General features: G+C 63.9%; 23 protein-coding genes and 1 tRNA gene. 8 read left to right on the top strand and 16 right to left on the bottom strand.

Going from position 1 to position 21,937, the window contains the following annotated elements; all coding sequences use genetic code 11:
- Window positions 1-2 precede the first annotated feature (2 nt).
- From BerOc1_RS11985 to BerOc1_RS11970, 4 genes are all read left to right on the top strand, one after another.
- Window positions 3-1,097, top strand: coding sequence for a branched-chain amino acid ABC transporter permease (locus BerOc1_RS11985; protein WP_071545920.1), 1,095 nt, complete (start codon window positions 3-5; stop codon window positions 1,095-1,097).
- 10 nt (window positions 1,098-1,107) lie between these two features.
- The gene (locus BerOc1_RS11980; protein ID WP_071545919.1) at window positions 1,108-1,875 is read left to right on the top strand and encodes an ABC transporter ATP-binding protein; all 768 of its coding nucleotides are present in this window, start codon (window positions 1,108-1,110) and stop codon (window positions 1,873-1,875) included.
- Window positions 1,872-2,609 carry an ABC transporter ATP-binding protein gene (locus BerOc1_RS11975; protein ID WP_071545918.1) on the top strand — a complete coding sequence of 246 codons (738 nt, stop codon included), beginning with the start codon at window positions 1,872-1,874 and terminating at the stop codon, window positions 2,607-2,609. The genes BerOc1_RS11980 and BerOc1_RS11975 overlap by 4 nt, the downstream gene beginning before the upstream one ends.
- Window positions 2,610-2,787: 178 nt before the next feature.
- A complete protein-coding gene (locus BerOc1_RS11970; RefSeq protein ID WP_071545917.1) occupies window positions 2,788-3,405 on the top strand; it encodes a hypothetical protein in 618 nt (205 codons plus the stop codon).
- 108 nt (window positions 3,406-3,513) lie between these two features.
- On the opposite strand, the gene BerOc1_RS11965 is transcribed toward BerOc1_RS11970, so the two are convergent.
- From BerOc1_RS11965 to dsrA, 7 genes are all read right to left on the bottom strand, one after another.
- The gene (locus BerOc1_RS11965; RefSeq protein ID WP_071545916.1) at window positions 3,514-4,008 is read right to left on the bottom strand and encodes a peptidylprolyl isomerase; all 495 of its coding nucleotides are present in this window, start codon (window positions 4,006-4,008) and stop codon (window positions 3,514-3,516) included.
- Between the two features lie 104 nt (window positions 4,009-4,112).
- The gene (locus tag BerOc1_RS11960) at window positions 4,113-4,463 is read right to left on the bottom strand and encodes a hypothetical protein (RefSeq protein ID WP_071545915.1); all 351 of its coding nucleotides are present in this window, start codon (window positions 4,461-4,463) and stop codon (window positions 4,113-4,115) included.
- Between the two features lie 5 nt (window positions 4,464-4,468).
- Complete coding sequence (locus BerOc1_RS11955) at window positions 4,469-5,602, bottom strand: DegT/DnrJ/EryC1/StrS family aminotransferase (RefSeq protein ID WP_071545914.1); 1,134 nt, start codon at window positions 5,600-5,602, stop codon at window positions 4,469-4,471.
- 76 nt (window positions 5,603-5,678) lie between these two features.
- Window positions 5,679-7,064, bottom strand: coding sequence for a cobyrinic acid a,c-diamide synthase CobB (locus BerOc1_RS11950; protein WP_071545913.1), 1,386 nt, complete (start codon window positions 7,062-7,064; stop codon window positions 5,679-5,681).
- 88 nt (window positions 7,065-7,152) lie between these two features.
- Entirely contained in the window at window positions 7,153-7,401 is a 249-nt protein-coding gene (locus BerOc1_RS11945; RefSeq protein WP_071545912.1) for a dissimilatory sulfite reductase D family protein, read from the bottom strand.
- A 68-nt stretch (window positions 7,402-7,469) separates the two neighbouring features.
- A complete protein-coding gene (dsrB, locus tag BerOc1_RS11940) occupies window positions 7,470-8,615 on the bottom strand; it encodes a dissimilatory-type sulfite reductase subunit beta (RefSeq protein ID WP_071545911.1) in 1,146 nt (381 codons plus the stop codon).
- Between the two features lie 18 nt (window positions 8,616-8,633).
- Window positions 8,634-9,950, bottom strand: a complete 1,317-nt coding sequence (gene dsrA / locus BerOc1_RS11935; RefSeq protein WP_071545910.1) for a dissimilatory-type sulfite reductase subunit alpha — start codon at window positions 9,948-9,950, stop codon at window positions 8,634-8,636.
- A 379-nt stretch (window positions 9,951-10,329) separates the two neighbouring features.
- Between dsrA and BerOc1_RS11930 the strand changes: the two genes are divergently transcribed.
- Both BerOc1_RS11930 and BerOc1_RS11925 read left to right on the top strand, forming a co-directional pair.
- Window positions 10,330-10,998 carry a YkgJ family cysteine cluster protein gene (locus tag BerOc1_RS11930; RefSeq protein WP_084641453.1) on the top strand — a complete coding sequence of 223 codons (669 nt, stop codon included), beginning with the start codon at window positions 10,330-10,332 and terminating at the stop codon, window positions 10,996-10,998.
- An 11-nt stretch (window positions 10,999-11,009) separates the two neighbouring features.
- Complete coding sequence (locus BerOc1_RS11925; protein ID WP_071545908.1) at window positions 11,010-11,264, top strand: hypothetical protein; 255 nt, start codon at window positions 11,010-11,012, stop codon at window positions 11,262-11,264.
- Window positions 11,265-11,382: 118 nt separating this feature from the next.
- Here the strand turns inward: BerOc1_RS11925 and BerOc1_RS19135 are convergent, their stop codons facing one another.
- The 8 genes from BerOc1_RS19135 to BerOc1_RS11890 form a co-directional block, all read right to left on the bottom strand.
- Entirely contained in the window at window positions 11,383-11,544 is a 162-nt protein-coding gene (locus tag BerOc1_RS19135; RefSeq protein WP_165610817.1) for a hypothetical protein, read from the bottom strand.
- A 364-nt stretch (window positions 11,545-11,908) separates the two neighbouring features.
- A complete protein-coding gene (locus tag BerOc1_RS11920; RefSeq protein ID WP_071545907.1) occupies window positions 11,909-12,340 on the bottom strand; it encodes a Fur family transcriptional regulator in 432 nt (143 codons plus the stop codon).
- Window positions 12,341-12,361: 21 nt separating this feature from the next.
- Window positions 12,362-13,282, bottom strand: coding sequence for a metal ABC transporter solute-binding protein, Zn/Mn family (locus BerOc1_RS11915; protein WP_084641450.1), 921 nt, complete (start codon window positions 13,280-13,282; stop codon window positions 12,362-12,364).
- Window positions 13,283-13,464: 182 nt separating this feature from the next.
- Entirely contained in the window at window positions 13,465-13,962 is a 498-nt protein-coding gene (locus BerOc1_RS11910; RefSeq protein WP_071545906.1) for a GlcG/HbpS family heme-binding protein, read from the bottom strand.
- A 290-nt stretch (window positions 13,963-14,252) separates the two neighbouring features.
- A complete protein-coding gene (locus BerOc1_RS11905) occupies window positions 14,253-15,053 on the bottom strand; it encodes an aldolase/citrate lyase family protein (protein ID WP_071545905.1) in 801 nt (266 codons plus the stop codon).
- A 30-nt stretch (window positions 15,054-15,083) separates the two neighbouring features.
- Window positions 15,084-16,367, bottom strand: a complete 1,284-nt coding sequence (locus BerOc1_RS11900) for an MFS transporter (RefSeq protein ID WP_071545904.1) — start codon at window positions 16,365-16,367, stop codon at window positions 15,084-15,086.
- 135 nt (window positions 16,368-16,502) lie between these two features.
- Window positions 16,503-17,708: an L-rhamnonate dehydratase gene (gene rhmD, locus BerOc1_RS11895; protein ID WP_071545903.1), complete on the bottom strand. Its 1,206-nt coding sequence runs from the start codon at window positions 17,706-17,708 to the stop codon at window positions 16,503-16,505.
- A 63-nt stretch (window positions 17,709-17,771) separates the two neighbouring features.
- Complete coding sequence (locus BerOc1_RS11890; protein ID WP_207503308.1) at window positions 17,772-18,518, bottom strand: IclR family transcriptional regulator; 747 nt, start codon at window positions 18,516-18,518, stop codon at window positions 17,772-17,774.
- A gap of 348 nt (window positions 18,519-18,866) precedes the next feature.
- Here BerOc1_RS11890 and BerOc1_RS19295 point away from each other — a divergent pair, with 348 nt between their 5' ends.
- Both BerOc1_RS19295 and BerOc1_RS11880 read left to right on the top strand, forming a co-directional pair.
- The gene (locus tag BerOc1_RS19295) at window positions 18,867-20,783 is read left to right on the top strand and encodes a methyl-accepting chemotaxis protein (RefSeq protein WP_242652968.1); all 1,917 of its coding nucleotides are present in this window, start codon (window positions 18,867-18,869) and stop codon (window positions 20,781-20,783) included.
- A 358-nt stretch (window positions 20,784-21,141) separates the two neighbouring features.
- The gene (locus tag BerOc1_RS11880; protein ID WP_071545901.1) at window positions 21,142-21,564 is read left to right on the top strand and encodes a hypothetical protein; all 423 of its coding nucleotides are present in this window, start codon (window positions 21,142-21,144) and stop codon (window positions 21,562-21,564) included.
- Window positions 21,565-21,656: 92 nt separating this feature from the next.
- Here BerOc1_RS11880 and BerOc1_RS11875 read toward each other — a convergent pair.
- Window positions 21,657-21,743: transfer RNA gene (locus BerOc1_RS11875), tRNA-Leu, on the bottom strand.
- Window positions 21,744-21,937: the final 194 nt, after the last annotated feature.

Genomic DNA, 21,937 nt, shown 5'->3' with positions numbered 1-21,937 from the left:
GCATGCAGAAATACTCATTCAACATCCTGATCGCGTTCGCGGCCGTGGTCCTCCTGGTCCTGGCCCAGTACCGCATCCTCGACAACTACATCCAGGCGGTCATCATGTTCGGCGGCATCAACATCATGATGTCCACCTCGCTGAACCTGGTGAACGGCAACATGGGCGAATTCACCTGCGGCCACGCGGCCTTCATGTGCGTGGGCGCGTATGTCGCCTCCATCCTGTCCGTGGTCTGCTTCGGCTCCAAGTTCGGCGACCCGCTGTTCCCGGCCGGGGCGTCCTACTTCGTCTTCCCGGTCATCATCCTGATCGGCGGCGTCATGGCGGCCCTGTCCTCCATCCTGGTGGCCCTGCCCTCGTTCAAGACCCGCGACGACTACCTGGCGATCATCACCATCGCGGTCAACTACATGGTCATCTCGGGCATCGAGAACATGGACTGGATCGGCGGATCGCGCGGCTTCCAGGGCATGAAGGACACGGTCTGGGCCATGGTCGACGCCACCCCGTCGTGGCTGGCCGGCGACAACGACTTCCCCTGGGTCCTGCTCTACGTCATCCTGTTCACCATCTTCGACATCTGGGTCATTCGCCGGTTCATCACCTCGACCTACGGCAAGGGCGTGGACGCCGTGTGCCAGGACGAGACCGCGGCCGAGATCATGTCGGTCAACACCAACAAGATCAAAACCGTGAACTTCATGATCTCGGCCGGGCTGGCCGGTTGCGCGGGCGGCCTGTTCGCCCACGTGGTCGGCTACGTCAACCCGCAGTCGTTCAACATCCTCAAGTCCACCGAGGCCATGGTCATGGTCTACCTGGGCGGCATGGGCTCGCTCTCGGGCGCGGTCATCTCGGCGGTGGTCTTCACCTTCCTGCTCGAGATCCTGCGCTCCCAGGCGCTCATCGACTTCCTGCTGGCCCCGGCCACCTTCGTGTTCCCGGATTGGGAGCCGTCGGCGGGCGTCATCAAGTGGGTCATGATCCCTCTGCTCCTGGTCCTGATCATGCAGTTCAGGCCCGAGGGCATCATGGGCAACAAGGAGCTGTCGGACGTGTTCCCGAAGCTCAAAAAATACTACACGTTCAAATAGGGGGCTGTTCATGTCACTGCTCAAAATAGACAGCCTCACCCAACGCTTCGGCGGCCTCCAAGCCGTCAGCGAGTTCTCGGTGGACATGCAGGGCGGCGAACTGATGGGGCTGATCGGCCCCAACGGCGCGGGCAAGACCACCATCTTCAACCTCATCTCCGGCTTCTACCAGCCCACCGAGGGGACCATCACCTTCGACGGCAAGCCCACGGCCGGGCTCAAGCCCCACCAGGTCACCTCCATGGGCATCGCCCGGACCTTCCAGAACATCCGCCTGTGGCACGACATGACCGTGCTGGACAACATCCGTATCGCCCAGCATTACCGGCTGGGCTACTCGGTCCTGGATTCGGTCATCCGCGGCAAGAAATACCGCGCCCGCGAGGCGCGCATCCTGGAGATCGCCGAGGAACTGCTCGAGGCCATGTCCCTGACCGAGGTGGCCATGGAGTACCCCAAGAACCTGCCCTATGGGCTGCAGCGCCGGGTGGAGATCGCCCGGGCCATGTCCATCCGGCCCAAGCTCCTGCTGCTCGACGAACCGGCCGCGGGCCTGAACTCCAAGGACGTGGAGGACCTGATCACCCTGGTCAAGGGCATCCACGAGCGCTTCGACATCACCATCTTCATGATCGAGCACCAGATGAAGGTCGTCACCTCGCTGTGCCAGTGGATCAAGGTCATCGACTTCGGCTCCACCATAGCCGAGGGCACCCCCGAAGACATCCAGAGCAACCCGGCCGTCATCAAGGCCTATCTTGGAGACGACAACATATGACTACTCCCTTACTCGAAGTCGAAAACCTGTACGTCAAGTACGGCAACATCGAAGCCCTGCACGGCATCTCCTTCACCGTGGGCGAGGGCGAGATCGTCACCCTCATCGGCGCCAACGGCGCGGGCAAGTCGACCACGCTCATGTCCATCGCCCAGTTGCCGCCGCCCGAGGCCCCCAAGGTCATCAAGGGCGACATCCGCTTCAAGGGCCGGTCCATCCTGGGCATGTCCGCGGACAAGGTCGTCTCTGACCTGCACATGGCCCTGGTCCCGGAGGGACGGCACATCTTCGGCAACCTGACCGTGGAGGAGAACCTCAAGATCGCCACCTACTCCCGCAAGGACGGACAGGCGGAGATCGACCGCGACTACAAGCGCGTCTACACCCTGTTCCCGCGCCTGGACGAACGCAAGAAGCAGCGCTCCGAGTCCCTGTCTGGCGGCGAGCAGCAGATGCTGGCCGTGGGCCGCGCCATCCTGTCCGGCTGCCGGGTGATCATGCTCGACGAGCCGTCCATGGGGCTGGCCCCCCTGCTCATGTACGACATGTTCCGCACCCTCAGGGAGCTGAACGAGGAGGGCATGACCATCCTGCTCATCGAGCAGAACGCCAACCTGGCGCTCAAATTCGCCCACCGGGGCTACGTCATCGATACCGGCGAGATCGTGGCCCAGGGCTCGTCCGCCGAGCTCATGGAAAACCCGGAGGTCAAGAAGGCGTACCTCGGCGGCTAAGCCCCGCGCAACACGCAACAAAAAAGGGCCGCCCGGCGAGGGTGGCCCTTTTTTCGCGCCGGATTCCGCTCTCCGGGCGGTGAACCGGCAACATTCACCCACGATTGGCACGGCTTGTGCTGTTCGCTGAACAAGGGAAAAACATTCCTCATGGACAACGGCAACAGCGGGAGTAAGCATGTCGACCACATCCATCGGAACCGACCTGATCACCAACACCTATACGCTGCTTCGCGCCTCGGTCGAGGAGAAACAGCTTCGCGAGCAGGCCAAGAAACTGGACGAGGAGAGCGCCAATAGCGCCGGGTCCACGGGCCTGGCATCGGAAATTTCGTCCATCCTGGACCAGATTCCCAAGGGCGACGACAACCGCATCTCCTTCCAGGAGGTCCAGGACTACCGGGAGAAGCTCGGCGACAAGTGGGATATCGAGGTCATGGCCGACCTGGAGAAGCTCGGCGTGGACGTTTCCAAGGAGTTCGCCATGACCTACGACCCGGACACGGGCAAGGTCACGGTTCCGGCCTCCACCAAAGACGCCGAGATCATTAACAAATATTTCGAGGACAACCCGGACAAGGTCAAGGAGTTCCGCGACATCATCCAGCTGGGCAAACTGACCTCCACGGCCGCCACCCAGCTCTCCCAGAGCCAGATGATGACCAGCATGCAGCAGCAGTCCCTGGCCTGGTGGTACGCGGACAACACCAATCCGACCAGCTGGTTTGAGGGCGGCGGCCTCCTGGCCATGGGCGGGAGCAGCGCCTCCTATACCGGCCTGAACCTGATGGTCTAGCCGGTCCGGCCCCCCACACGGCAAAAAAGGCGCGTCCTGCGGCAGGGCGCGCCTTTTCTCATTTCCGGTCAGCGCTCCCGTCCGTGGGCCGGGAAGCGCGGGCGGCCGCTATTCGACCACGGTAGCCTTGTTGATGACCACCGGCTCAAGCGGGACGTCGTCGTGATAGCCGTGACGGCCGGTGTCCACGTCCTTGATCTTGTCCACGGTGTCCTGGCCCTCCACGACCTTCCCGAACACGGCGTAGCCCCAGCCCTGGGGGGTCTCGGAGGAGAAGTTCAGGAAGCCGTTGTCCTTGACGTTGATGAAGAACTGGGACGAGGCGGAATGCGGGTCCATGGTCCGGGCCATGGCCAGGGTGTACTTGTCGTTGGTCAGGCCGTTGTTGGCCTCGTTCTCGATGGGCGCGCGGGTCGCCTTTTCCTTCATGTCCGGGTCCATGCCGCCGCCCTGGATCATGAAGTTGGAGATCACACGGTGGAAGATCAGGCCGTCATAGAAGCCCTCTTCCACATACTGCTGGAAGTTGGCCGCGCTCTTGGGGGCCTTGTCGAAATCGAGTTCGATGACGATGTCGCCCATGCTGGTTTCCATCTTGATCATGAATACGCTCCTTTGTGCCGGGTCGCCCCCGGCGTGATGTCGTTCGGGGGGTATCCCCTTACCAGAGCCCGGTGCGCCTGGCAAATGAGGCCGCCGGGCGGGCCCTATTGCCCGGTCCCGGCCTGGCCGGTCCCCGCGTCCCGGGCCGAAGGGCCCCGGACGCCGGGATCGTAGAACATGCCCAGCCCCTCGTTGGGCGCGGCCTGCTGCCGCACCAGGGCCGGATTGTCGGCCTGGAAGGTCAGCAGAGAGCCGAGCTTGAGGATGTTCCTCTCGATGACCAGTTCGGCCTGGGGCTCGACGATCTCCGTCTGCTTGGCGGTGCGCGGGTTCTCCGGGCTGAAGTTGACGGGCGGCGGCCCGTCGACGAAACCCGTGGCCAGATAGGCCAGGGCCATCCCGGCCATGACCGGCTTGAGCACCCGGATCATGCCCCCCCAGGTCCACCGGAACATGCGCCCTACCCCTTGATGACCTTGACGATCGTTTCCTGATCCTCGGCGGTCAGGTAGGGATGCATGGGCAGGGCGAAGATGCGCGAGGCGGCGTCTTCGGACACCGGGAAGTCGCCCATGACGTAGCCCAGATCGGCGAACGCCTTCTGCAGGTGCAGCGGCTTGGGATAGTAGATGCCCGACGGAATGGACGCCTCGGCCAGCCGTCCCATGACCTCGGTGCGCTGCTCGGTGTCCCGGGCCAGCACGCAGTACTGCGCCCAGACCGAGACATTGCCCTCGGGCACGGACGGCGGGGTCAGCCCGTCCACCTCGGACAGGAGTTCGGCGTAGCGTGCGGTCACTTCCTGGCGCTTCTCGATCTCGCCGGGGAAGAGGCCGAACTTGGCCAGGAGCACGGCGGCCTGCATGGAGTCCATGCGCGCGGTCAACCCCAGGCGGTCGTTGTCGTACTTGTCCGTGACGCTCATGCCGTGCACCCGGATGGAGACCAGAAGCTGGTGCAGTTCCTCGTTGTTGACGAAGACCATGCCGCCGTCGCCGTAGCAGCCCAGCGGCTTGGCCGGGAAGAACGAGGTACAGGCCAGATCGCCCAGGGAACACACCTGCCTGCCCTTGTAGACGGCCCCGAAGGACTGGGCCGCGTCCACCACGAGAAACAGGCCGGAGTTGTGGGCCAGGGGCTCGATGGCGTCGTAGTCGGCGGGCTGGCCGAAGATATCCACGGCGATGACGCCGCGCGCGGTCAGATCCTTGCGGTTCTCCCGGACGTAACGGATCTTGCGCCGCAGGTCGTCGGGGTCGAGGTTGAAGGTCACGGGGTCGATGTCCACGAAGACCGGGGTCGCTCCGAGCAGGGCGACCACCTCGGCGGTGGCGATGAAGGTGAACGGCGTGGTGAAGATGGCGTCGCCCGGGCCCACGCCCAGGGCCATGAGGGACATGAGCAGGGCGTCGGTGCCCGACGAGCAGCTCACGGCATGGGACACGCCTGCGTAGTCGGCCAGCGTGGCCTCGAGCTCGCGGATCTCCGGGCCCATGACGTAGGCGCCGTGTTCCAGGACGCCTTCGATATTCGCCTTGATCTGGTTTTCGATCAGCCTGTACTGCGTTTTGAGGTCGATAAAGGGTATACTCATTCTAAATACTCGCTTGTAGGAGTGGGTGTTTGTGTGGCGGCAGTGTCTCACGAAAGACCGTGCCGAGACAAGGGGTTTACCGCTCCCCACCCCGGCGGGCGGCGGCCGCGGCCACGAACCGCTCGGCCCAGCCGGGCACGGCCAGGGCGTGGATGTGGTTGTATCCGGCCCAGGTGTTCTTGTGCAGGAAGCCGTCGCGGCCGAGCGCGCTGCCCTGGCCGCGGATCATGCGTAGGCCGTGGCGCAGATCGGCCGCGCCGTCGGACACGCACATGGAGTAGTGAAATTCGTGGCCCAGGACGCGCTCGCCCCGGGGGAAGAAGACCGAGTCCTCAACCACCTCGGCCTCGGTGTAGCCCAGCCCCTGCGGACGGGGGCAGAACGACGTGGTCAGGGGGAAAACACCGGCCATGCGGTGGCTCTCGCCGTTGATCTCGAGCAGGTCGCACAGGACCATGAACCCGCCGCATTCGGCGTAAACGGGCATACCGGACTCGGCCAGGGAGCGGAGGTAGCGCAGCGCGGGCCGGTTGGCCGCGATCTTCTCGGCAAAAACCTCGGGGAACCCGCCGCCCAGGTACAACCCGTCTATCTCGGGCCAGGGCTCCCCGTCGAGCAGGCTCAGGCGGACCAGTTCGGCCCCGGCGTGCTCCAGGGCCTCCAGGTTCTCGGGGTAGTAGAACCACAGGGCCGCGTCGTGCACATAGCCGATGCGCGCCGACTTTTCAGCCGGGGGGCCGGGAAATACGGGACCGGGCCTGGGCCCGAAGTCCGGAGCCGCGTGCGCGGCCTTGAGGATGGCGTCCAGGTCCAGCCACTCGGCGGCCGCGTCGGCCAGTCGGTCCAGGTGGGCCGAGCCGTCGTATTCCTGGTCGGACATGAGCCCCATGTGCCGCTCGGGGATGGGGTTCTTCATCTTGGGGAGCATGCCCAGCACAGGCACGTCGCAATAGGTCTCCATGGACCGGCGCAGCACGTCGCGGTGCCGCTCGCCCGCGGTGCGATTGAGGATGACCCCGGCCAGATTCAGCCCCGGCTCGAATCCGGCGCATCCCTGGACGATGGCGGCCACGGTGCGGGTCATCTTGGTGCAGTCGATGGCCAGGACGACCGGGCAGTCGAGCATGCGGGCCAGCTCGGCGCTGGAGCAGCTGCCCCGCTCGTCCATGCCGTCGAACAGCCCCCGGTTGCCCTCGATGAGGCTCACGTCCGCACCCAGGGAGCGGTGGAAGAACAAGGAGCGGATGATCTCGCGGGAATGGAAAAAGGGGTCCAGGTTGGAGCATGTCCGGCCCGCGGCCAGGGCGAGCCACTGGGCGTCGATGTAGTCAGGGCCCTTCTTGAACGGGGCCACCACCCGCCCCCGGCGCGTGAACGCGCGGGCGCAGGCCAGGGAGACGATGGTCTTGCCGGTGCCGCCGGACAGTCCGGCCAGAAGTATGCGCGGGATGGAATCGGACACGATGAAAACCGGGCTTAACGAACCAAGAAAGCCTTGCCCGTCATCCTGGGGACGAGGGCAAGGCTTGTAAACCGATCAGAAACGAAGATTAATCTTCGCCCTCGGAGTGGGCCTGCTTGCCGACACCGGCCAGGCCGTACATGGTGGTGGACCCGGAGGACCAGAACACCATTTTTTCTTCCTGAACCAGTTCGGTCAGGAGTTTTTTGACAGCGCGGCTCTTCTCATCCGGGAAGAGTTTGGTGAAGTCGTTGAAGTAGAACTTGGTCTTCGACGCGGACTTCTCTTCGCAGAACTTAAGGATTTCAGCCTTTCCGGCTTCGGGATCGAGTGCCATGACGGACTCCTTATTGTTGCATAAAGACGGGGTACGGCGGAGTCGCCGTACCCCGGGTCTTCGTTATCTTACCACTTGAACTGCGTGGTCTGGCGCCAGGTGTAGTACGCCGGATCACGGAAGTCATCGATCAGGTGCTCGCTGAAGGGCAGGTCGCATTTCTCGAAGAAACGCTCCCAACCGATGCGGTTCGCCCAGTCGCCCAGACGCTCGTACTTGTTGGCGTCCTTGGCGTAGGTGTCGAGGATCTTCTTGATGGTCTTGGTCAGCGTGGGCCAGCGAGGCGGCTCGTTGGGCACGAAGGGAACCACGACCTTGGAGAAGGCGGGCTTGGTGATGCGGTTGGAGATCTTGCCGCCGACCATGATGGCGATACCGTCGCCCTCGCCGTCGGACAGGGGCAGGGACGGGCACATGGTGTAGCAGTTGCCGCAGAACATGCAGCGCTCTTCCTTAATGGCGACGGTCTTGTAGGTCTCGCCGTCGAGCTCGACCTTGGACGGACGGACTGCGCCGGTGGGGCAGGCGGCCACGGCCAGGGGAATCTCGCACAGGTTGTCGAGGAACTTGTGGTCGATGAGGGGCGGTTTGCGGTGAATGCCGAGAATGGCGATATCGGAGCAGTGCACCGCGCCGCACATGTTCAGGCAGCAGGCCATGGAGATGCGCACCGGAGCGGGCAGCTTCATGTCGGTGAAGTCGTCGAAGACGACGTCCATGGTGGCCTTGACGGTACCGGAAGCGTCGGTGGCCGGGGTGTGGCAGTGGACCCAGCCCTGGGTGTGGACGATGTTCGTCACACCGGCGCCGGTGCCGCCGACCGGGAACTTGTAGGCTCCGCCGGGGAACTTCTGGTCGTTCAGGAAGGCCTTCAGTTCCTTGGCGGCCTCTTCGGTCTCGACCTGGAACTCGAGGTTGTTGCGGGTGGTGAAACGGACGTAGCCGCCGGAGAACTTGTCGGCGATGTCGCAGATTTCACGAATATGAGTGACGGACATCAGACGGGCGGTACCGGCGCGGACGGTGTAGGTCTTGTCGCCGGACAGGGCCACGTGCAGCAGGATGCCGGGCTCGATGATCTCGTGGTAGTCCCACTTACCAAAGTTTTCTTTGATAACCGGGGGCAGATACTCGCCGAAGTGACGGGGTCCGATGTCGGAAACCCGACCTTCCATCGGTTTGTCGGGATTGTACCCAGAAGAAATAAAAGCCATATTGATACACTCCTCTTTTTAGCGCTGGTGGCGCTTGCGGAAATCGTTGATATCGCGTTCCCAACCACCTTCGACATCTTCGGCTTTCCAGAAGATGTAGGGGTTGTGGCGAGGCTCCTGGACCTGGCGGGCATCGACCGGGACACCGGCGGCGTCGATCAGGGCGGCCATGCCCAGACGCTTCATGGTCTCACCGATGCGCTCGCGGTTCTTGCCTTCTTCCATCCACCAATCCCAGATGTTTTCGACGATGTCCTTGATGGCCTGGTAATCGTCGTCCTTGTTGACTTCGATGAAAGGCACGAGCAGGGAGCCCATCTGCGGGCCGTCGAGGATCGGGGCCTTGGCGCCGCACAGGATCGAACAGCCGCGTTCGTCGCCGATCTTCAGGGCGCGGGGCATGGTGTTGATGCAGTGCATGCAGCGGACGCATTCCTTGTTGTCGATGGTCAGCTTGCCATCGTAGGAGATGCACTTGGACGGGCACAGGTCAACGACTTCCTTCTGGATGTCGAACGCGCCCCAGTCGCGGCCCGCGTGGGCGCCGGCGTTGGGAGCGATCTCACCGCCGACGTAGGCGGCGACGACTTCCTGGTTGATCTTGATCTCATCTTTCCAGGTGCCGATGAAGGAGAGGTCGGAACGAGCGATGGCGGCAACGCAACCGTTGGGGCAACCGTCGAACTTGAACTTGAACTTGTAGGGGAACGCCGGGCGGTGGAGCTCGTCCTGGTATTCCTGGGTCAGGTTGTAGCACAGCTCCTGAGAGTCGTAACAGGCGTACTCACAGCGGGACATGCCGAGGCAGGTGGCCGGGGTGCGCAGGTTGGAGCCGGAGCCGCCGAGGTCGATCTCGAGGTCGTGGGTCAGTTCCCAGAAGATTTCCTCGAGCTGCGGGGTGGTGGTGCCCAGGAACACGATGTCGCCGGTGGCGCCGTGCATGTTGGTCAGGCCGGAACCGCGAAGGTCCCAGATCTTGACCAGGTTGCGCAGCAGCTCGGTGTTGTACCACTTGCCGTTGGGCTGGGCCACGCGGACAGTGTGGAAGTGAGCGACGCCGGGGAACATCTGGGGCTGGTCACAGTAACGGCCGATGACGCCGCCGCCGTAACCGAAAACGCCGACGATGCCGCCGTGTTTCCAGTGGGTTTCACCGTCGGTGTACGACATTTCGAGAACACCCAGCAAATCATCGGGACAATCGACGGGGATCTGGTAATCCAGGCCCTGCTCGTTCTTGGCTCGAGCGTCAGCCTCCTGTTTAATGTCGGATACGAAGCTGGGCCACGGGCCGCTTTCCAGCTGATCCAACAGAGGAGTTTTGTGTTTCGCCATTCCCTTAACCTCCATTGTTTGATTAAGATGTTGCCATCAACCATTTTTGCGCCCGGCCCGGCAAATGGTGAAAAAAAATCACCCGGAGCCGGAACGCCTTACCTACTTAACGCAACCACCTGGAATAACGGCAATTGCGCCAATATTCACAAGGTATGCAGGGCTGATAATGTACTGGTCCATTTGGTTTTTTGTCAACCGAAATATCCAAGAAACCATTGTCAACCCACGGTTTGCGGACTCAACGGAAAACCCGATTTTGGGATCGTTTGCCACCCCCGGCCTTGCCTTCACGGCCGAGCCGGAGTATCGGACCCTTGGCACAGGATATGGACCGCCATAAGCGTTACCGCAAAAGGGTATGAGGAGCAACACAAACTTGCAAATTCCAAACACTAATGGGCCGCATTGCCGGTGTTGCGGGAAGTGCTGCCGCGAGGGCGGCCCCGCCCTCCACGCGCAGGACCTGCCGCTCGTCCAGGACGGCACCATCCCACTGGCCGATATCGTCACCCTGCGCGTCGGGGAATGGGTCTTTGACCAGCCTCGGCAGGAGATCGTGCCGCTGACGGCCGAGATGCTCAAGATCAAGGGCCGGGACAGCACCTGGACCTGCCTCTACCTGAGCCCGGAGAGCAATCTCTGCTCCGTGTACGAGGCCCGGCCCGCCGAATGCGAGGCCCTGTTCTGCGAGGACACCGGGCCGCTCCTGGCAATGTACGGCGAGGACCGCCTGTCCCGCGCCGACCTGCTGCCCGAGGGCCATCCCCTGCTCGAACTCATGGCCGAGCACGACCGCCGCTGCCCGCCGCCGCGCATGGAGGACCTGGCCAAGGCGGCCCGCGAGGGTGACCGTGAGGCCGGGGAGGCGCTCAAGGAGATGGTCGTCTACGACATGGAGATGCGCCGCCTGGTGCCGCAAAAAACCGGCATGCCCGCCGAACTGAACGAGTTTCTCTTCGGCAGGCCCCTGCGCGTGCTGCTCGGGGCCATGAACATCAAGGTCTACGACACGGGCGACACGGTCCGCTTCAACTTTCAAGCTTAGGAGAACACGCCATGAAGGACGAACGCGGCGTCTACTACACCCCTTCCCTGCAGCACCCCGAGGTACGCATGTACGTGCGCGACAACGAGGGGGAAATCGAATTCCGGCTCTACAACCCGAACGAGCCGGTCATCTGGGAAAAGCACCAGTGGGTCCCCTACGGGGCCATCGAGGCGGCCGCGGCCATGTTCCGCGAAAAGAACACGGACCGGAATCCCCTGGCCCTCTACGACCTGAACATCGCCCGCAAGCTGCTCGACAATTAACCCACTGAATACAAACGGTAAATAACCAGCTTTCCGAACCGCCCGGCAGGACCGGGCGGTTCTATTTTTGCGAATGGGAATTTTTCCCAGAAAAGGGAGGCAACAACAGGACGTTCCCCTATTGTTTTTGCCCTGAAAGTATGAGCGTATGAACACCGTCAACGCCAATAATTGTTTTCCCGGCAATCCCCGCCGGGAACTCCCCCCGAAAGGCTCCAATCACCGCCATGGAGCCTTTCTTTTTGCCTTCTTTTGCGCGCGGCTTCCGATAGCGGCGCATCCGCACATTTTCCGAGGGGGTGTTTCATCCTCACGTAGGAGGACTACGCTGCGGTGAAACACCCTCCCGGCAAATGCACGGCTGCACCACTCTCGAAAGCCTGACACCGTGCGGCGCGAGAGCCGCTGTCGGATGCTGCGCATCCGAGTCGCTCCAAAGTTTGGGGGGAGGCTATCGAGCGACTTTGCGGTCCGAGACGCTATCGCCCTCTCAAGAAAAACAACTCCTTCCCCGCGCACTCATCCCGCCGCAGGCGGATACAAAAAGTTTAGGAGGGAAAGGGGGATGGGGGGTCCGGGGAAGGGGAAGGAAGCCTTTCAAAGGGTTCCCTTTCCCCTTCCCCCGGCCGCCGGAGGCATCCGCCCTACCCTGCTGCGCGGGCGCAGGCGGGGCAGAGGCCTTCGAGATGGAGGTCGACGTGGCTGACGGCCAGGTTGAGGGCGTTGGCAACGGCGGTTTCGTCGAAGTGGAGTTTTTCGTTGGCGATGCACTGGACGCGGCCGCAGCCGGTGCAGTGAAAGTGGCTGTGGTTGCTGCCCACGCAGTAGTGCTGAACGCGCTCATTGGTGCTGAAGCGGTTGACCGCGCCCTTTTCGGCCAGCAGGTCGAGGATGCGGTAGACCGTGACCCGGTTGATGCGGTGCTCGCGCAGGATTCGGGCGTGGACCTCGGCGGCGGTCATGGGCCGTTGCCCGGCGGCCACGGCGGACAGGACCAGGATGCGGTTGAGGGTCGGTTCCAGGCCGGTCCGCTCCAGGAACTCCCGGGCGGCCTCGGCCGTGTCGTGCTGTGTCATGGCGACCTCCGGAGTGTTGAATCAGCGCAGGGCCTGGCCAAAGGCGTCGGCCGCGTGCAGCAGGTTGTCCTTCCAGTCCTCGGCCAGGGGGTCGAGGGGCACGACCCTGGCGTCGAGTTCCGAGGCGATGACGTCGGCGCTGCGCCGGGAGAACTGGGGCTGGACAAAGACCACGCTCACGCCCAGCTCCCGGCCGTGATCGATGATCTCGGCCAGGTGCCGGGGACTCGGCTCGCTGCCGCCCGCCTCGATGGCCACCTGGGTCAGCCCGTAGCGCCTAGCGAAATAACCCCAGGACGGATGGAAGACCATGAAGGACCGCTTGTCGTCAGGCAAGGCGGCCAGGCGCTGGGCGATGGACGCGTCCAACCGATCCAGTTCCTTGAGGAACGCGGCTAGGTTGGCCTCATACGCGGCCTTGTGCGCGGGATCGGCCGTGACCAGCCCGGCGCAGGTGTTCCGGGCAATGGTCTTGCCCCGCACCGGGTCGAGCCAGATGTGCGGGTCGAGGATGCCGTGTCCCTCGTCCCCGTGCTCCTCATGCGCGGCCTCGTGTTCGGCCCCCTCGTCGTGATGGTGTTCGGCCATGGGGATCTTGTCCACGCCCTCCTGGGTCCGGACCACGAGCATGGCGCGGTTGGCGTCGGCCAGCCTGGGCAGCCAGACGTCCTCCAGGTTGACGCCGATGGCGAAATAGACCTGTGCCTTGGTCAGGGCGGTCATCTGCCTCGGCGAGGGCTCGTACATGTGCGGGTTGGCCCCGGGCAGGACCAGGACGCCCACATCCACCAGGTCGCCGCCGATGCGCTCCACGAAATATTTCTGCGGCAGGATGGACACGAACGCCCGCACCTTGCCGTCCGCCAGGGCGGGCCCGGCCCAGGCCACCAGCAGCCCGAGCACCACGAATAGCGCCCTTTTCATCAGATTGAATACTGTCATGCCAACCTCCAGGGGTTGCGTTGCGGCCTTGCCGGAACAGGCAAACCGATTACACGATGCAACACGGTTGCACGTGTGTCAACACCGCCGAGAGACACCCGCACCGCACCGGCAACGACAAGGCCCGGCCCGGAGAAACTCCGGGCCGGGCCTTCCGAATTGCAGGCGTTTGACGGCGAAGGCTACTTGAGCAGGGCGGCCGCACCCGCCTTGGCAATGACCTCGTCCTCGTCCACGGAACCGCCGGACACGCCGATGGCGCCGACGATGACGTTGTTCTTGTCCACGAGCAGCACGCCGCCCGCAAACAGGATCAGGCCGTCGTTGCTGGCCTCGATGCCGTACAGGGGCTGGCCCGGCACGGACGCGGCGCCCAGGGTGCGGGTGGACATGTTGAAGTAGCGGGCCGTGACGGCCTTCTTGATGGAAATGTCGATGCTGCCGAGGAAGGCGTCTTCCTGGCGGTAGAAGGCCTTGAGGTTGCCGCCGGCGTCGACCACGGCGATGTTCACGGGCACCTTGGTCTCAACGGCCTTTTTCAGGGCTGCGTCGAGGACGACACGGGCCTGGACCAGGGTGATGTCGCCGGGCATGGTCTTGACCGGACCCTCGGCGAGGGCGGGCAGGGCAAAGAGCGCGACGGCCAGGGCAAGCATGGTGGAAAGCACGATTTTTCGCATAAAAAAACTCCTCCTAAAGACGTGCCGCCTTCCCCGGCCCCACACTGGCGCCATTGGGTAATAGCGGCGAATTCAAGAGGAAATTACGCCCGCGCAATAAAAAAAGCAATGTTGGAACACGGAAAGACGGAGTCGGTGGAAAGCGTTGCGGACCCGGCCGTTGCGCCCGAAGGACACGGGAATGCCGGGCCCTGCCCGGCATTCCCTTATCAGGCTGTCCACTCCAGGGGGGCCGACCCCGGGGGCGGCAAAGGCCGCCGCCCGAGGCCGGTGGAGGTTTGCGATTTGGTCTAATAGCCCTGCTTCTTTTCCCGGGCGCCGCCGACCGGCTTGAAGGGAGCCAGGGCCGCGTCCAGGGCTTCGACATAGGACACGGTGTCCACGGCCACGGCCACGAAGTTGGCGCCCCACTCGATGCACTTGCGGGCCGCGACCGGGTCCGTGCACAGGGTCCCGGCGGCCTTGCCCGCCGCGCGGATACGCTTCAGGCAGTCCTCGATGGCGGTCTGCACCTCGGGATGGCCCGCGTCGTCCGGGTGGCCCATGGAGGCGGACAGGTCGGCCGGACCGACGAACACGCCGTCCACGCCCTCGACGGCCAGGATCTCGTCCAGGTTGCCCAGGGCCTCGCGACTCTCCACCTGGACCAGCAGGCAGAGCTCGGCCTCGGCCTTGGCCATGTAGTCGGCCATACGGCCCCAGCGGGACGCCCGGGCGACGCTCGCCCCGACCCCGCGCTGGCCGTTGGGCGGATAGCGCAGGGCCGAGACCACGCGTCTGGCGTCCTCGGCGGTGTCCACCATGGGCACCAGCACGGTCTGCGCGCCCACGTCCAGGACCTGCTTGAGCAGGGCCGTGTCCCCTTCCAGGGGCCGGACGATGGGATGGGCCGGATAGGGCGCCACGGCCTGCAACTGGCCGAGCACCGTCTGGATCGTGTTCGGGGCGTGTTCGCCGTCGATGAGCAGCCAATCGTAATCGGCTCCGGCCGCCAGTTCGGCCATGTAGGGGGATGCGGTGCTCAGCCACAGGCCGTACTGCACCTCCTCCCCCTTGGCGATAGCCTCTTTGAATCTGTTCTTGGGTACCATTTTCTATCTCGTTTGTTGTGGACCCGCGGCTCAGCTCTCGCTGGGCACGGGTTGGGGAGCCTTCTTCGTGCGCAGGGCCAGGATGGCCGCGGAACCGCACACGGTGATGATCGCGAGCGTGATCAGACCGGCCATGTGGTTGCCGAAGAAGATGTCTGCCTGGGCCTTGATGTTCGGGGCCAGAAAGCCGCCGAACGCGCCGAACATGTTGGTGAAGCCGATGCCCGCGGCCAGGGCCGCGCCGGACAGGATGCCGGTGGGCATGGTCCAGAAGACGGGCTGCACGGCGATGAACCCGGCGGCCGCGAAGCACAGGGCCACGATGGCCACGCCCGGAGAGGCGAAGGCCGAGACGCCCAGTCCGAGACCGGCCGCGAGCAGGGTCATGGCCGCGGTGATCCGCCGCTCGCCGGTGCGGTCCGAGTACCGGGGGATGTAGTAGGTGCCGAACAGCGCGGCCACCCACGGGATGGCGGCCACGAGCGAGACCTTGAAGCCGACCGTGGTGCCCATGAGCGCACCCACCTGGGTGGGCAGGTAGAAGACCAGGCCGTACACGCTGATCTGGATGATCATGTAGATGATGGCCAGGTGCCACACGGGCCAGCGCTTGATGGCGTCGCTGATCTTCGAGGTCGCCTTGGTGCTCTCCTCCGCCTTGAGCGTCTCGGCCAGCAGCCGACGCTCCTCGGGAGCGAGGAAACGGGCCTCCTCCGGAGTGTTGTCCAGGTACAGGAAGGTCGCGAAACCGGCGATCAGGGCGAGTGCCCCCTCGATGACGAACATCCAGTACCAGCCCGGATGGCCCAGGAAGCCGTGCATCTCGAGCAGCGCGCCGGACAGGGGCGAGCCCAGGGTCAGGGCCAGGGGCGCGCCCATGTAGAACAGCCCCATGATGCCCGCGCGGCTGCGCTGGGGGAACCACTGGGAAGTCAGGTAGATCATGCCCGGGAAGAAGCCCGCCTCGGCCGCGCCGAGCAGGCTGCGCACGAGCAGGAATTTCCACTCGGAGTCGGCGTAGCCCATGGAGGCGGACAGGACGCCCCAGACGAGGGTCGTGCCGCCGATCCAGGCGCGGGCCCCGAACTTGCGCATGAGCAGGTTGGCGGGTACGCCCAGGAAGGCGTAGGCCACGAAGAATATCCCGGCGCCCAGGGCGAAGGCCCCGTCGCCCAACCCGGTGTCCAGTTGGTAGGACGCCTTGGCGAAGCCGATGTTCGCCCGGTCGAGGAAGGCCAGGATATAGAGCATCAACATGAAGGGAATGAGGCGCAGGCGGGTTTTATTGACAACCTGCTCCAAGTTTGTTGACATGTTTATTCTCCTATTGCGTGATACCATTTTGCGTTGGGAGAGTGGGCTGCCGGGCTGCCACCTGGTGGCCCATGTTCGTTGCGGAGGACGTCCCGCCGCCCGCAACGATCCTTATTCCAGACTCCATCACCGCTTCTAGTGCGTGTGAGGCCGGACCAGGTCGCACTCGCGGTTCAGCTCCACGCCGAAACCGGGCTTGTCCAGGGTTTCCTTGGTGATCCGCCCGTTCTCGGGCACCGGCTCGTTGACCAGCAGCGGGTGGAACTGGGGCCTGACCTCGAGGCAGTCCGGGCTGGTCATCAGGTACTCGCTGAACGGCGTGTTGGTGAAGGTGATCACCGCGTGGTGCGAATAGACCGAGGAGCCGTGGGGCACGACCAACTGGCCGCGGGACTTGGCGATGGCCGCGATCTCGGTCAGGGTGGTCAGGCCGCCGCACCAGCCGACGTCCGGCTGCATGATGTCCACGCCGGTCTCGGACAGGGTGGCGAAGGACTGGATGGTTCCGTGGTGCTCGCCGGTGGTGACCATCATCCCGGCCGGGGCCTGGCGCTTGAGCTCGCGGTAGCTGTCGTACTGCTGCGGGGGGAAGCACTCCTCGATCCACTTCAGGTTGTAGGGGGCGCAGGCGTGGGCCAGCTTGACCGCGTAGTTCACGTCCTGGCTCATCCAGCAGTCGAGCATCAGCCAGAAGTCCGGGCCGCACTTCTCGCGGTACTCCGCGACCATGGCCGCGTCCTTGCGGATGCCCTCGTCGCCGTCGTGCGGGCCCCAGTGGGTCGGCATCTTGCCGCCGATGAAGCCCATCTCCTTGGCCGCGTCCGGACGCGCGCCCGTGGCGTAGAACCGGATCTCGTCGCGCACCGCGCCGCCGAGCAGCTTGTAGACCGGCGTGTCGAGCACCTTGCCGAACAGGTCCCACAGGGCCAGGTCCACGCAGGAGATGGTGTTCATGACGATGCCGCCGGAACCGGCGTAGTACATGGTCGCATTGACCATCTGGTCGTGGATCAGCTTGATGTCGCTGACGCAGCGCCCTTCGATGAACCGGTTGAGGTGTTTCTCGACCATGAAGCAGCCCATCTCGCCGCCGGTGGAGATGGCGAAGCCGGTCACGCCGTTGTCCGCCTCCACCTCGACGATCAGCGTGCCCAGCACGTTGATGCCGAAGGACTGGCGGGACTGCTCGTACGCCTTGTACTTGCTCATGGGCGTGGCGATGTGGTCGTCGATCCAGTGCCCTCCGGCCTGGTCGTGGTAATCGCCGCCGCCCCCGGCGGCCTTGGCCGTGGCGCCGCCGCAGTAGTAGGCCCTGATTTCCTTGATCTTCGGAAGAATCATCTTGGTCCTCCATTGTAACAGGTTGTCCGGACCGGGGGCCCGTCCGGCGCGCACCGCGCGCGCCTAGGATTCCGTCCAGCCCAAATCTCTTGAAATGTCCCGGGCGCAGGCCTGCACCCGCTCGGCCACGGACGCCACCATGGCGTCGCCCAGCTGCATGGACGTCCCGACCACGGAGATGGCCCCGGCCACGCCGCCGGCCCCGTCGAACACGGGCGCGGCCACGCAGCGCACCGCCGAGACGTCCTCGCCGTTGTCAAATCCCCAGCCCTCCCGCCGGATCTTGGCCAGTTCCTCTTCCAGGGCCTCGGCCGAAACGATGGTGGTCGGGGTGACCGGCCTGAAATCCGTGCCCGCTATGATCGCCTTGCGCACGGCCTCGGGCTGCCAGGCCAACAGGCACTTGCCCACGCCGGAACGGTGCAGGGACAACCGCTTGCCCACGTAGGAACGCACGCTGATGGTGCTCTGGGACTCGACCTTGAGAATGTAGTAGGCCGCGTCCCCGTCGAAGATGCCCAGATGACAGAGCAGGCCGGTGCGGTTCATCAGCGCCTCCAGGTGCGGCCTGGCCGTGTCGCGGATGTCCAGCTGCCCCGAGGCGCGCTCGCCCAGGGCGATGAGCCGCACCCACAGCCGGTAGTTGCCCCGATCGTCCTGCGAGACCAGCCCGAGCTGCTGCATCTCCTTGAGCAGGAGGTACGCCGTGCTCTTGGGGATGCCCGAATGCTCGATGAGTTCCGAAGCGGGCGCGGCCCCGTTCTCGGAGAGGTACTCCATAATCGCCATGGCCCGTTGCAGGGTCGACATCTTATTTTTTTCCAAAATACTGGACTCCATTCCTAAATGTTGTACAAGCCTAGACCTCCTGAAATGCCCTGTCAAGAGGGGGCGGCTCCGGACATCGAACAATTTCGCGCAGGCTGGAAGGCGGGTGCTCCGTTCAACACCGGCAGGCCGTCGCGGACAACGCCACCCGTGAGCCGTCCCACCCGCATTGGCGGCTTGATGGAAACCGCCCTGGACGCGGCCGGAATGATTATAATCCCTTTGTGCAAAATGCGGCACACAACTTGCTCATGAGCATTCGTTCATTTCGACCGGCAGGACGGCTGCCTCATTTCTTCAAGTTTGAACTCCTGCAAGGGAGAGGATCCCGTGAAACTCAATCTCAGAACAAAAGTACTCGGAGCGATTACCGCTTCGCTCCTCCTGACAGGGCTGGTGATCTTCGGATTCGTGGCCGCCAAGGTCAACGACGCCTCCCACCTGTCGTTTTCCAACTCCATGAAACTCAGTCTTTCCCAGGCCTCCATCAACATCGTCCAGTTCGTGGACGGGCTCAAGGCCAACTGCCTGCGCTTCGCCCTGGATCCGGACGCCTCCAAGGTCAACGAGATCACCACCAGCTATTACGACAAGGACAAACCGTCCAAAAGCAACGTCGGGCCCGACGACGCCGTGGGCAAGATCTGGGAGGAAAAACTGCGCCGGTTCAAGAAGACCAATCCTGAAGGCACGGGGGTGCTTCTGGGCAAAGACGGGTCCATGGTCCTGGGCATGGAGATCCAAATGCCTCCCCACGCCGACAACCGGGAAAAGTCCTGGTATAAAAACGTGATGAAGAACCCGGACGAGGTCCTCACGACCAGGGCGTACATCACCTCCCTGGGCAACGCCGCCTTTGCCGTGGCCAAGGCGATCACCTTCCAGGGACAGACCTTGGGGGCTATCGGAATCGCGGTCAGGCTGGACAGCATCACCGAGACCCTGGACTCCTACCGCTTCGGCGAAACCGGCTACATGCTGCTCGTGCAAAAAGACGGCATCATCCTGGCCGATCCGGCCATGCCGGCCAACGTCAACAAGAACGCCAACGACCTTGCGGACAAGGGCTACAGGGAGTTTCTCGCCATGACCGAGCCGAACTCGATTTCCCTGGCCGGCGCGCAATGGATGACCGACTTCAGGGACGTCCCGGGCACCGACTGGCGTCTGGTCACCCTCGTCAAGGAATCGGAAGTGATGGGACCGGTCTACGGCACGCTGCGCGACATCAGCATCATCACCGTCATCAGCGTCATCCTGATCACGCTGGGCATCGGGCTCTTCATGAATCGGCAGCTCATCGCCCCGTTGATGCGGATAGTGGGGGTCCTGAACAAGGTTTCCGAGGGTGACTACACCCACGACATCCGGACCAACCGGACCGATGAAATCGGCCAGACGCTCCTGGCCCTGAACAGCATGTCCCAAAAAGTGGCGCAAGTGATCGGCCAGGTGATGGACGGCAGCGCCCGCGTCTCCAACGGCAGCAACGAGTTGGCCTCCGCCTCCCAATCCATTTCCTCAGGAAGCACCGAACAAGCCGCATCCATCGAGGAAGTGTCCGCCTCCATGGAGCAGATGACCGCCAACATCCAGCAGAACGCCAGCAACGCGCAGGAGACGGCATCGCTGGCCACCCATGCGGCCACCCAGGCCCGGTCCGGCGGCGAGGCGGTCGCCGAGACCGTTGTCGCCATGCGCCAGATCGCGGAAAAGATCGGCGTCATCGAGGAAATCGCCCGGCAGACGAACCTGTTGGCCCTGAACGCGGCCATCGAGGCTGCCAGGGCGGGAGAACACGGCAAGGGGTTCGCGGTGGTCGCCGCCGAGGTCCGCAAACTGGCTGAAAAAAGCGGCCATTCCGCAGCCGACATCAGCGAGCTTTCCAACAAGAGCCTGTCCATCGCCGAGAGCGCGGGCGATATGTTGAAGGGGCTTGTCCCGGAAATCACCCGGACGGCCGACCTGGTCCAGGAGATATCCGTGGCTTCCCAGGAACAGGCCGAGGGGGCCTCCCAGGTGAACCAGGCGCTGCACCAACTCGACCAGGTGGTGCAGCAGAACGCCAGCGCCTCCGAGGAGGTCGCCGCCACCTCCCAAACCCTGAACAGGGAAGCGGGACTGCTCGGCGATGCCGTGGCCTTTTTCAAGGTCCGGGCGACCGGGCGGCCGGAACTGCCGCGAGCGACTCCGGCCAATCTCCCCCTCCCCTCGTACGGGGACGACCTCGATTTCGAGCGGTTCTAGCGGTCCCGCGGACCGCCCCTTCCCCGGCTCCGCATCCGCTGGAGCCGGGGAAGAGGCCCCACCGGGCGAGATAATCATCTCCCCGCTCCCTCTCCTCAGGCATGTCCGACGGCATGCAACCTTTCGCACAGGTGTACGGAAATCCGCACATTCGCCCTCTGGATTCCGGCCACATAAAGACCGCGCGTTTCCGTGCCGGACGCCTTCAGCGCCATCTTCCCCTTGATAGCCGGGCATTCCCAAAGTATAGGCATGGCGGCGGCCCCGTCTTGCCCCGACGAATGAACGCGCGCAGCCAGGGACGCCCCTGGCCATGCCCCCGCAACCGGAGAATCGCACCCCAAGGAGACCTCAGCCAATGGACACCCAGACCGCCGACAAACTGGCAACCTTCCTCGACACCTGGACAGCGGACCCCAACCAGACCAAGGACTGCTTCACGGCCCTCAAGGCGCACCTCGAAGGGCTGGACGGCATCAAGCTCGACTTCGTGCCCCGGCCCGGCATAACCTATTCCCTGCGCGCCGCCCACGAGAACCAGAGCAAACGCAGCCTCTTCGCCATGGTCGACGTCATCGACGACGACCCCGCCGACCGCTGGCTGTCGGTCTGCTTCTACAACGACCTGGTGGACGATCCCCAGGAACTGGGCGACGAGGTCCCCGGCGGCCTGATGGGCGAGGACGCCAAATGCTTCGACCTCTACGAGGGCGACGACGACATGGTCCGGTACATAAAGGAAAGGCTCAGGGCGGCCTGCCTCGCCGCCGCCAAAAAGTAGCGCCCGGCAGCCCGCCGCGCACGGCCGCTTTGACCCACTGATAAAAAGAAAGGGCGTTAGAGGTATAACCTCTAACGCCCCGTTTTCATTCCTGGTACCAGGGGAGGGACTCGAACCCTCACAGTATCGCTACCGGCGGATTTTGAGTCCGCTGCGTCTACCAATTCCGCCACCCTGGCGTGGGAGAGGTTATCTCATAGGGCAGGGGCGCGGTCTCTGTCAATGATCTTGTCCCGGCTACGGGACGGCTGCCGTCCACCGGGGGGTCGGGATCCCTGTTTGCCGGGAAAACGTCCACTATGCTGGAATTGGCATATTTCTCTTCCGGAGGGGTTGTTTCAGGCCGTCACTTCTGTCAATCTATGAACCATTC

This window comes from Pseudodesulfovibrio hydrargyri, assembly GCF_001874525.1.
Taxonomy (GTDB): Bacteria; Desulfobacterota; Desulfovibrionia; order Desulfovibrionales; family Desulfovibrionaceae; genus Pseudodesulfovibrio; species Pseudodesulfovibrio hydrargyri.
Note: the sequence above shows the minus strand (reverse complement) of the source record. Positions and strands in the feature narration are given on the sequence as shown.

Coding starts and splice junctions, on each gene's coding strand:
- BerOc1_RS11890 (WP_207503308.1), bottom strand. CDS start 18,518: ATGTCGACCCTGCAACGGGCCATGGCGATTATGGAGTACCTCTCCGAG.
- dsrA (WP_071545910.1), bottom strand. CDS start 9,950: ATGGCGAAACACAAAACTCCTCTGTTGGATCAGCTGGAAAGCGGCCCG.
- BerOc1_RS11945 (WP_071545912.1), bottom strand. CDS start 7,401: ATGGCACTCGATCCCGAAGCCGGAAAGGCTGAAATCCTTAAGTTCTGC.
- BerOc1_RS19135 (WP_165610817.1), bottom strand. CDS start 11,544: ATGCGCCGCTATCGGAAGCCGCGCGCAAAAGAAGGCAAAAAGAAAGGC.
- BerOc1_RS11910 (WP_071545906.1), bottom strand. CDS start 13,962: ATGCGAAAAATCGTGCTTTCCACCATGCTTGCCCTGGCCGTCGCGCTC.
- BerOc1_RS11880 (WP_071545901.1), top strand. CDS start 21,142: ATGGACACCCAGACCGCCGACAAACTGGCAACCTTCCTCGACACCTGG.
- dsrB (WP_071545911.1), bottom strand. CDS start 8,615: ATGGCTTTTATTTCTTCTGGGTACAATCCCGACAAACCGATGGAAGGT.
- BerOc1_RS11925 (WP_071545908.1), top strand. CDS start 11,010: ATGAAGGACGAACGCGGCGTCTACTACACCCCTTCCCTGCAGCACCCC.
- BerOc1_RS11955 (WP_071545914.1), bottom strand. CDS start 5,602: ATGAGTATACCCTTTATCGACCTCAAAACGCAGTACAGGCTGATCGAA.
- rhmD (WP_071545903.1), bottom strand. CDS start 17,708: ATGATTCTTCCGAAGATCAAGGAAATCAGGGCCTACTACTGCGGCGGC.
- BerOc1_RS11920 (WP_071545907.1), bottom strand. CDS start 12,340: ATGACACAGCACGACACGGCCGAGGCCGCCCGGGAGTTCCTGGAGCGG.
- BerOc1_RS11970 (WP_071545917.1), top strand. CDS start 2,788: ATGTCGACCACATCCATCGGAACCGACCTGATCACCAACACCTATACG.
- BerOc1_RS11900 (WP_071545904.1), bottom strand. CDS start 16,367: ATGTCAACAAACTTGGAGCAGGTTGTCAATAAAACCCGCCTGCGCCTC.
- BerOc1_RS11965 (WP_071545916.1), bottom strand. CDS start 4,008: ATGATCAAGATGGAAACCAGCATGGGCGACATCGTCATCGAACTCGAT.
- BerOc1_RS11980 (WP_071545919.1), top strand. CDS start 1,108: ATGTCACTGCTCAAAATAGACAGCCTCACCCAACGCTTCGGCGGCCTC.
- BerOc1_RS11975 (WP_071545918.1), top strand. CDS start 1,872: ATGACTACTCCCTTACTCGAAGTCGAAAACCTGTACGTCAAGTACGGC.
- BerOc1_RS11905 (WP_071545905.1), bottom strand. CDS start 15,053: ATGGTACCCAAGAACAGATTCAAAGAGGCTATCGCCAAGGGGGAGGAG.
- BerOc1_RS11985 (WP_071545920.1), top strand. CDS start 3: ATGCAGAAATACTCATTCAACATCCTGATCGCGTTCGCGGCCGTGGTC.
- BerOc1_RS11915 (WP_084641450.1), bottom strand. CDS start 13,282: ATGACAGTATTCAATCTGATGAAAAGGGCGCTATTCGTGGTGCTCGGG.
- BerOc1_RS11960 (WP_071545915.1), bottom strand. CDS start 4,463: ATGTTCCGGTGGACCTGGGGGGGCATGATCCGGGTGCTCAAGCCGGTC.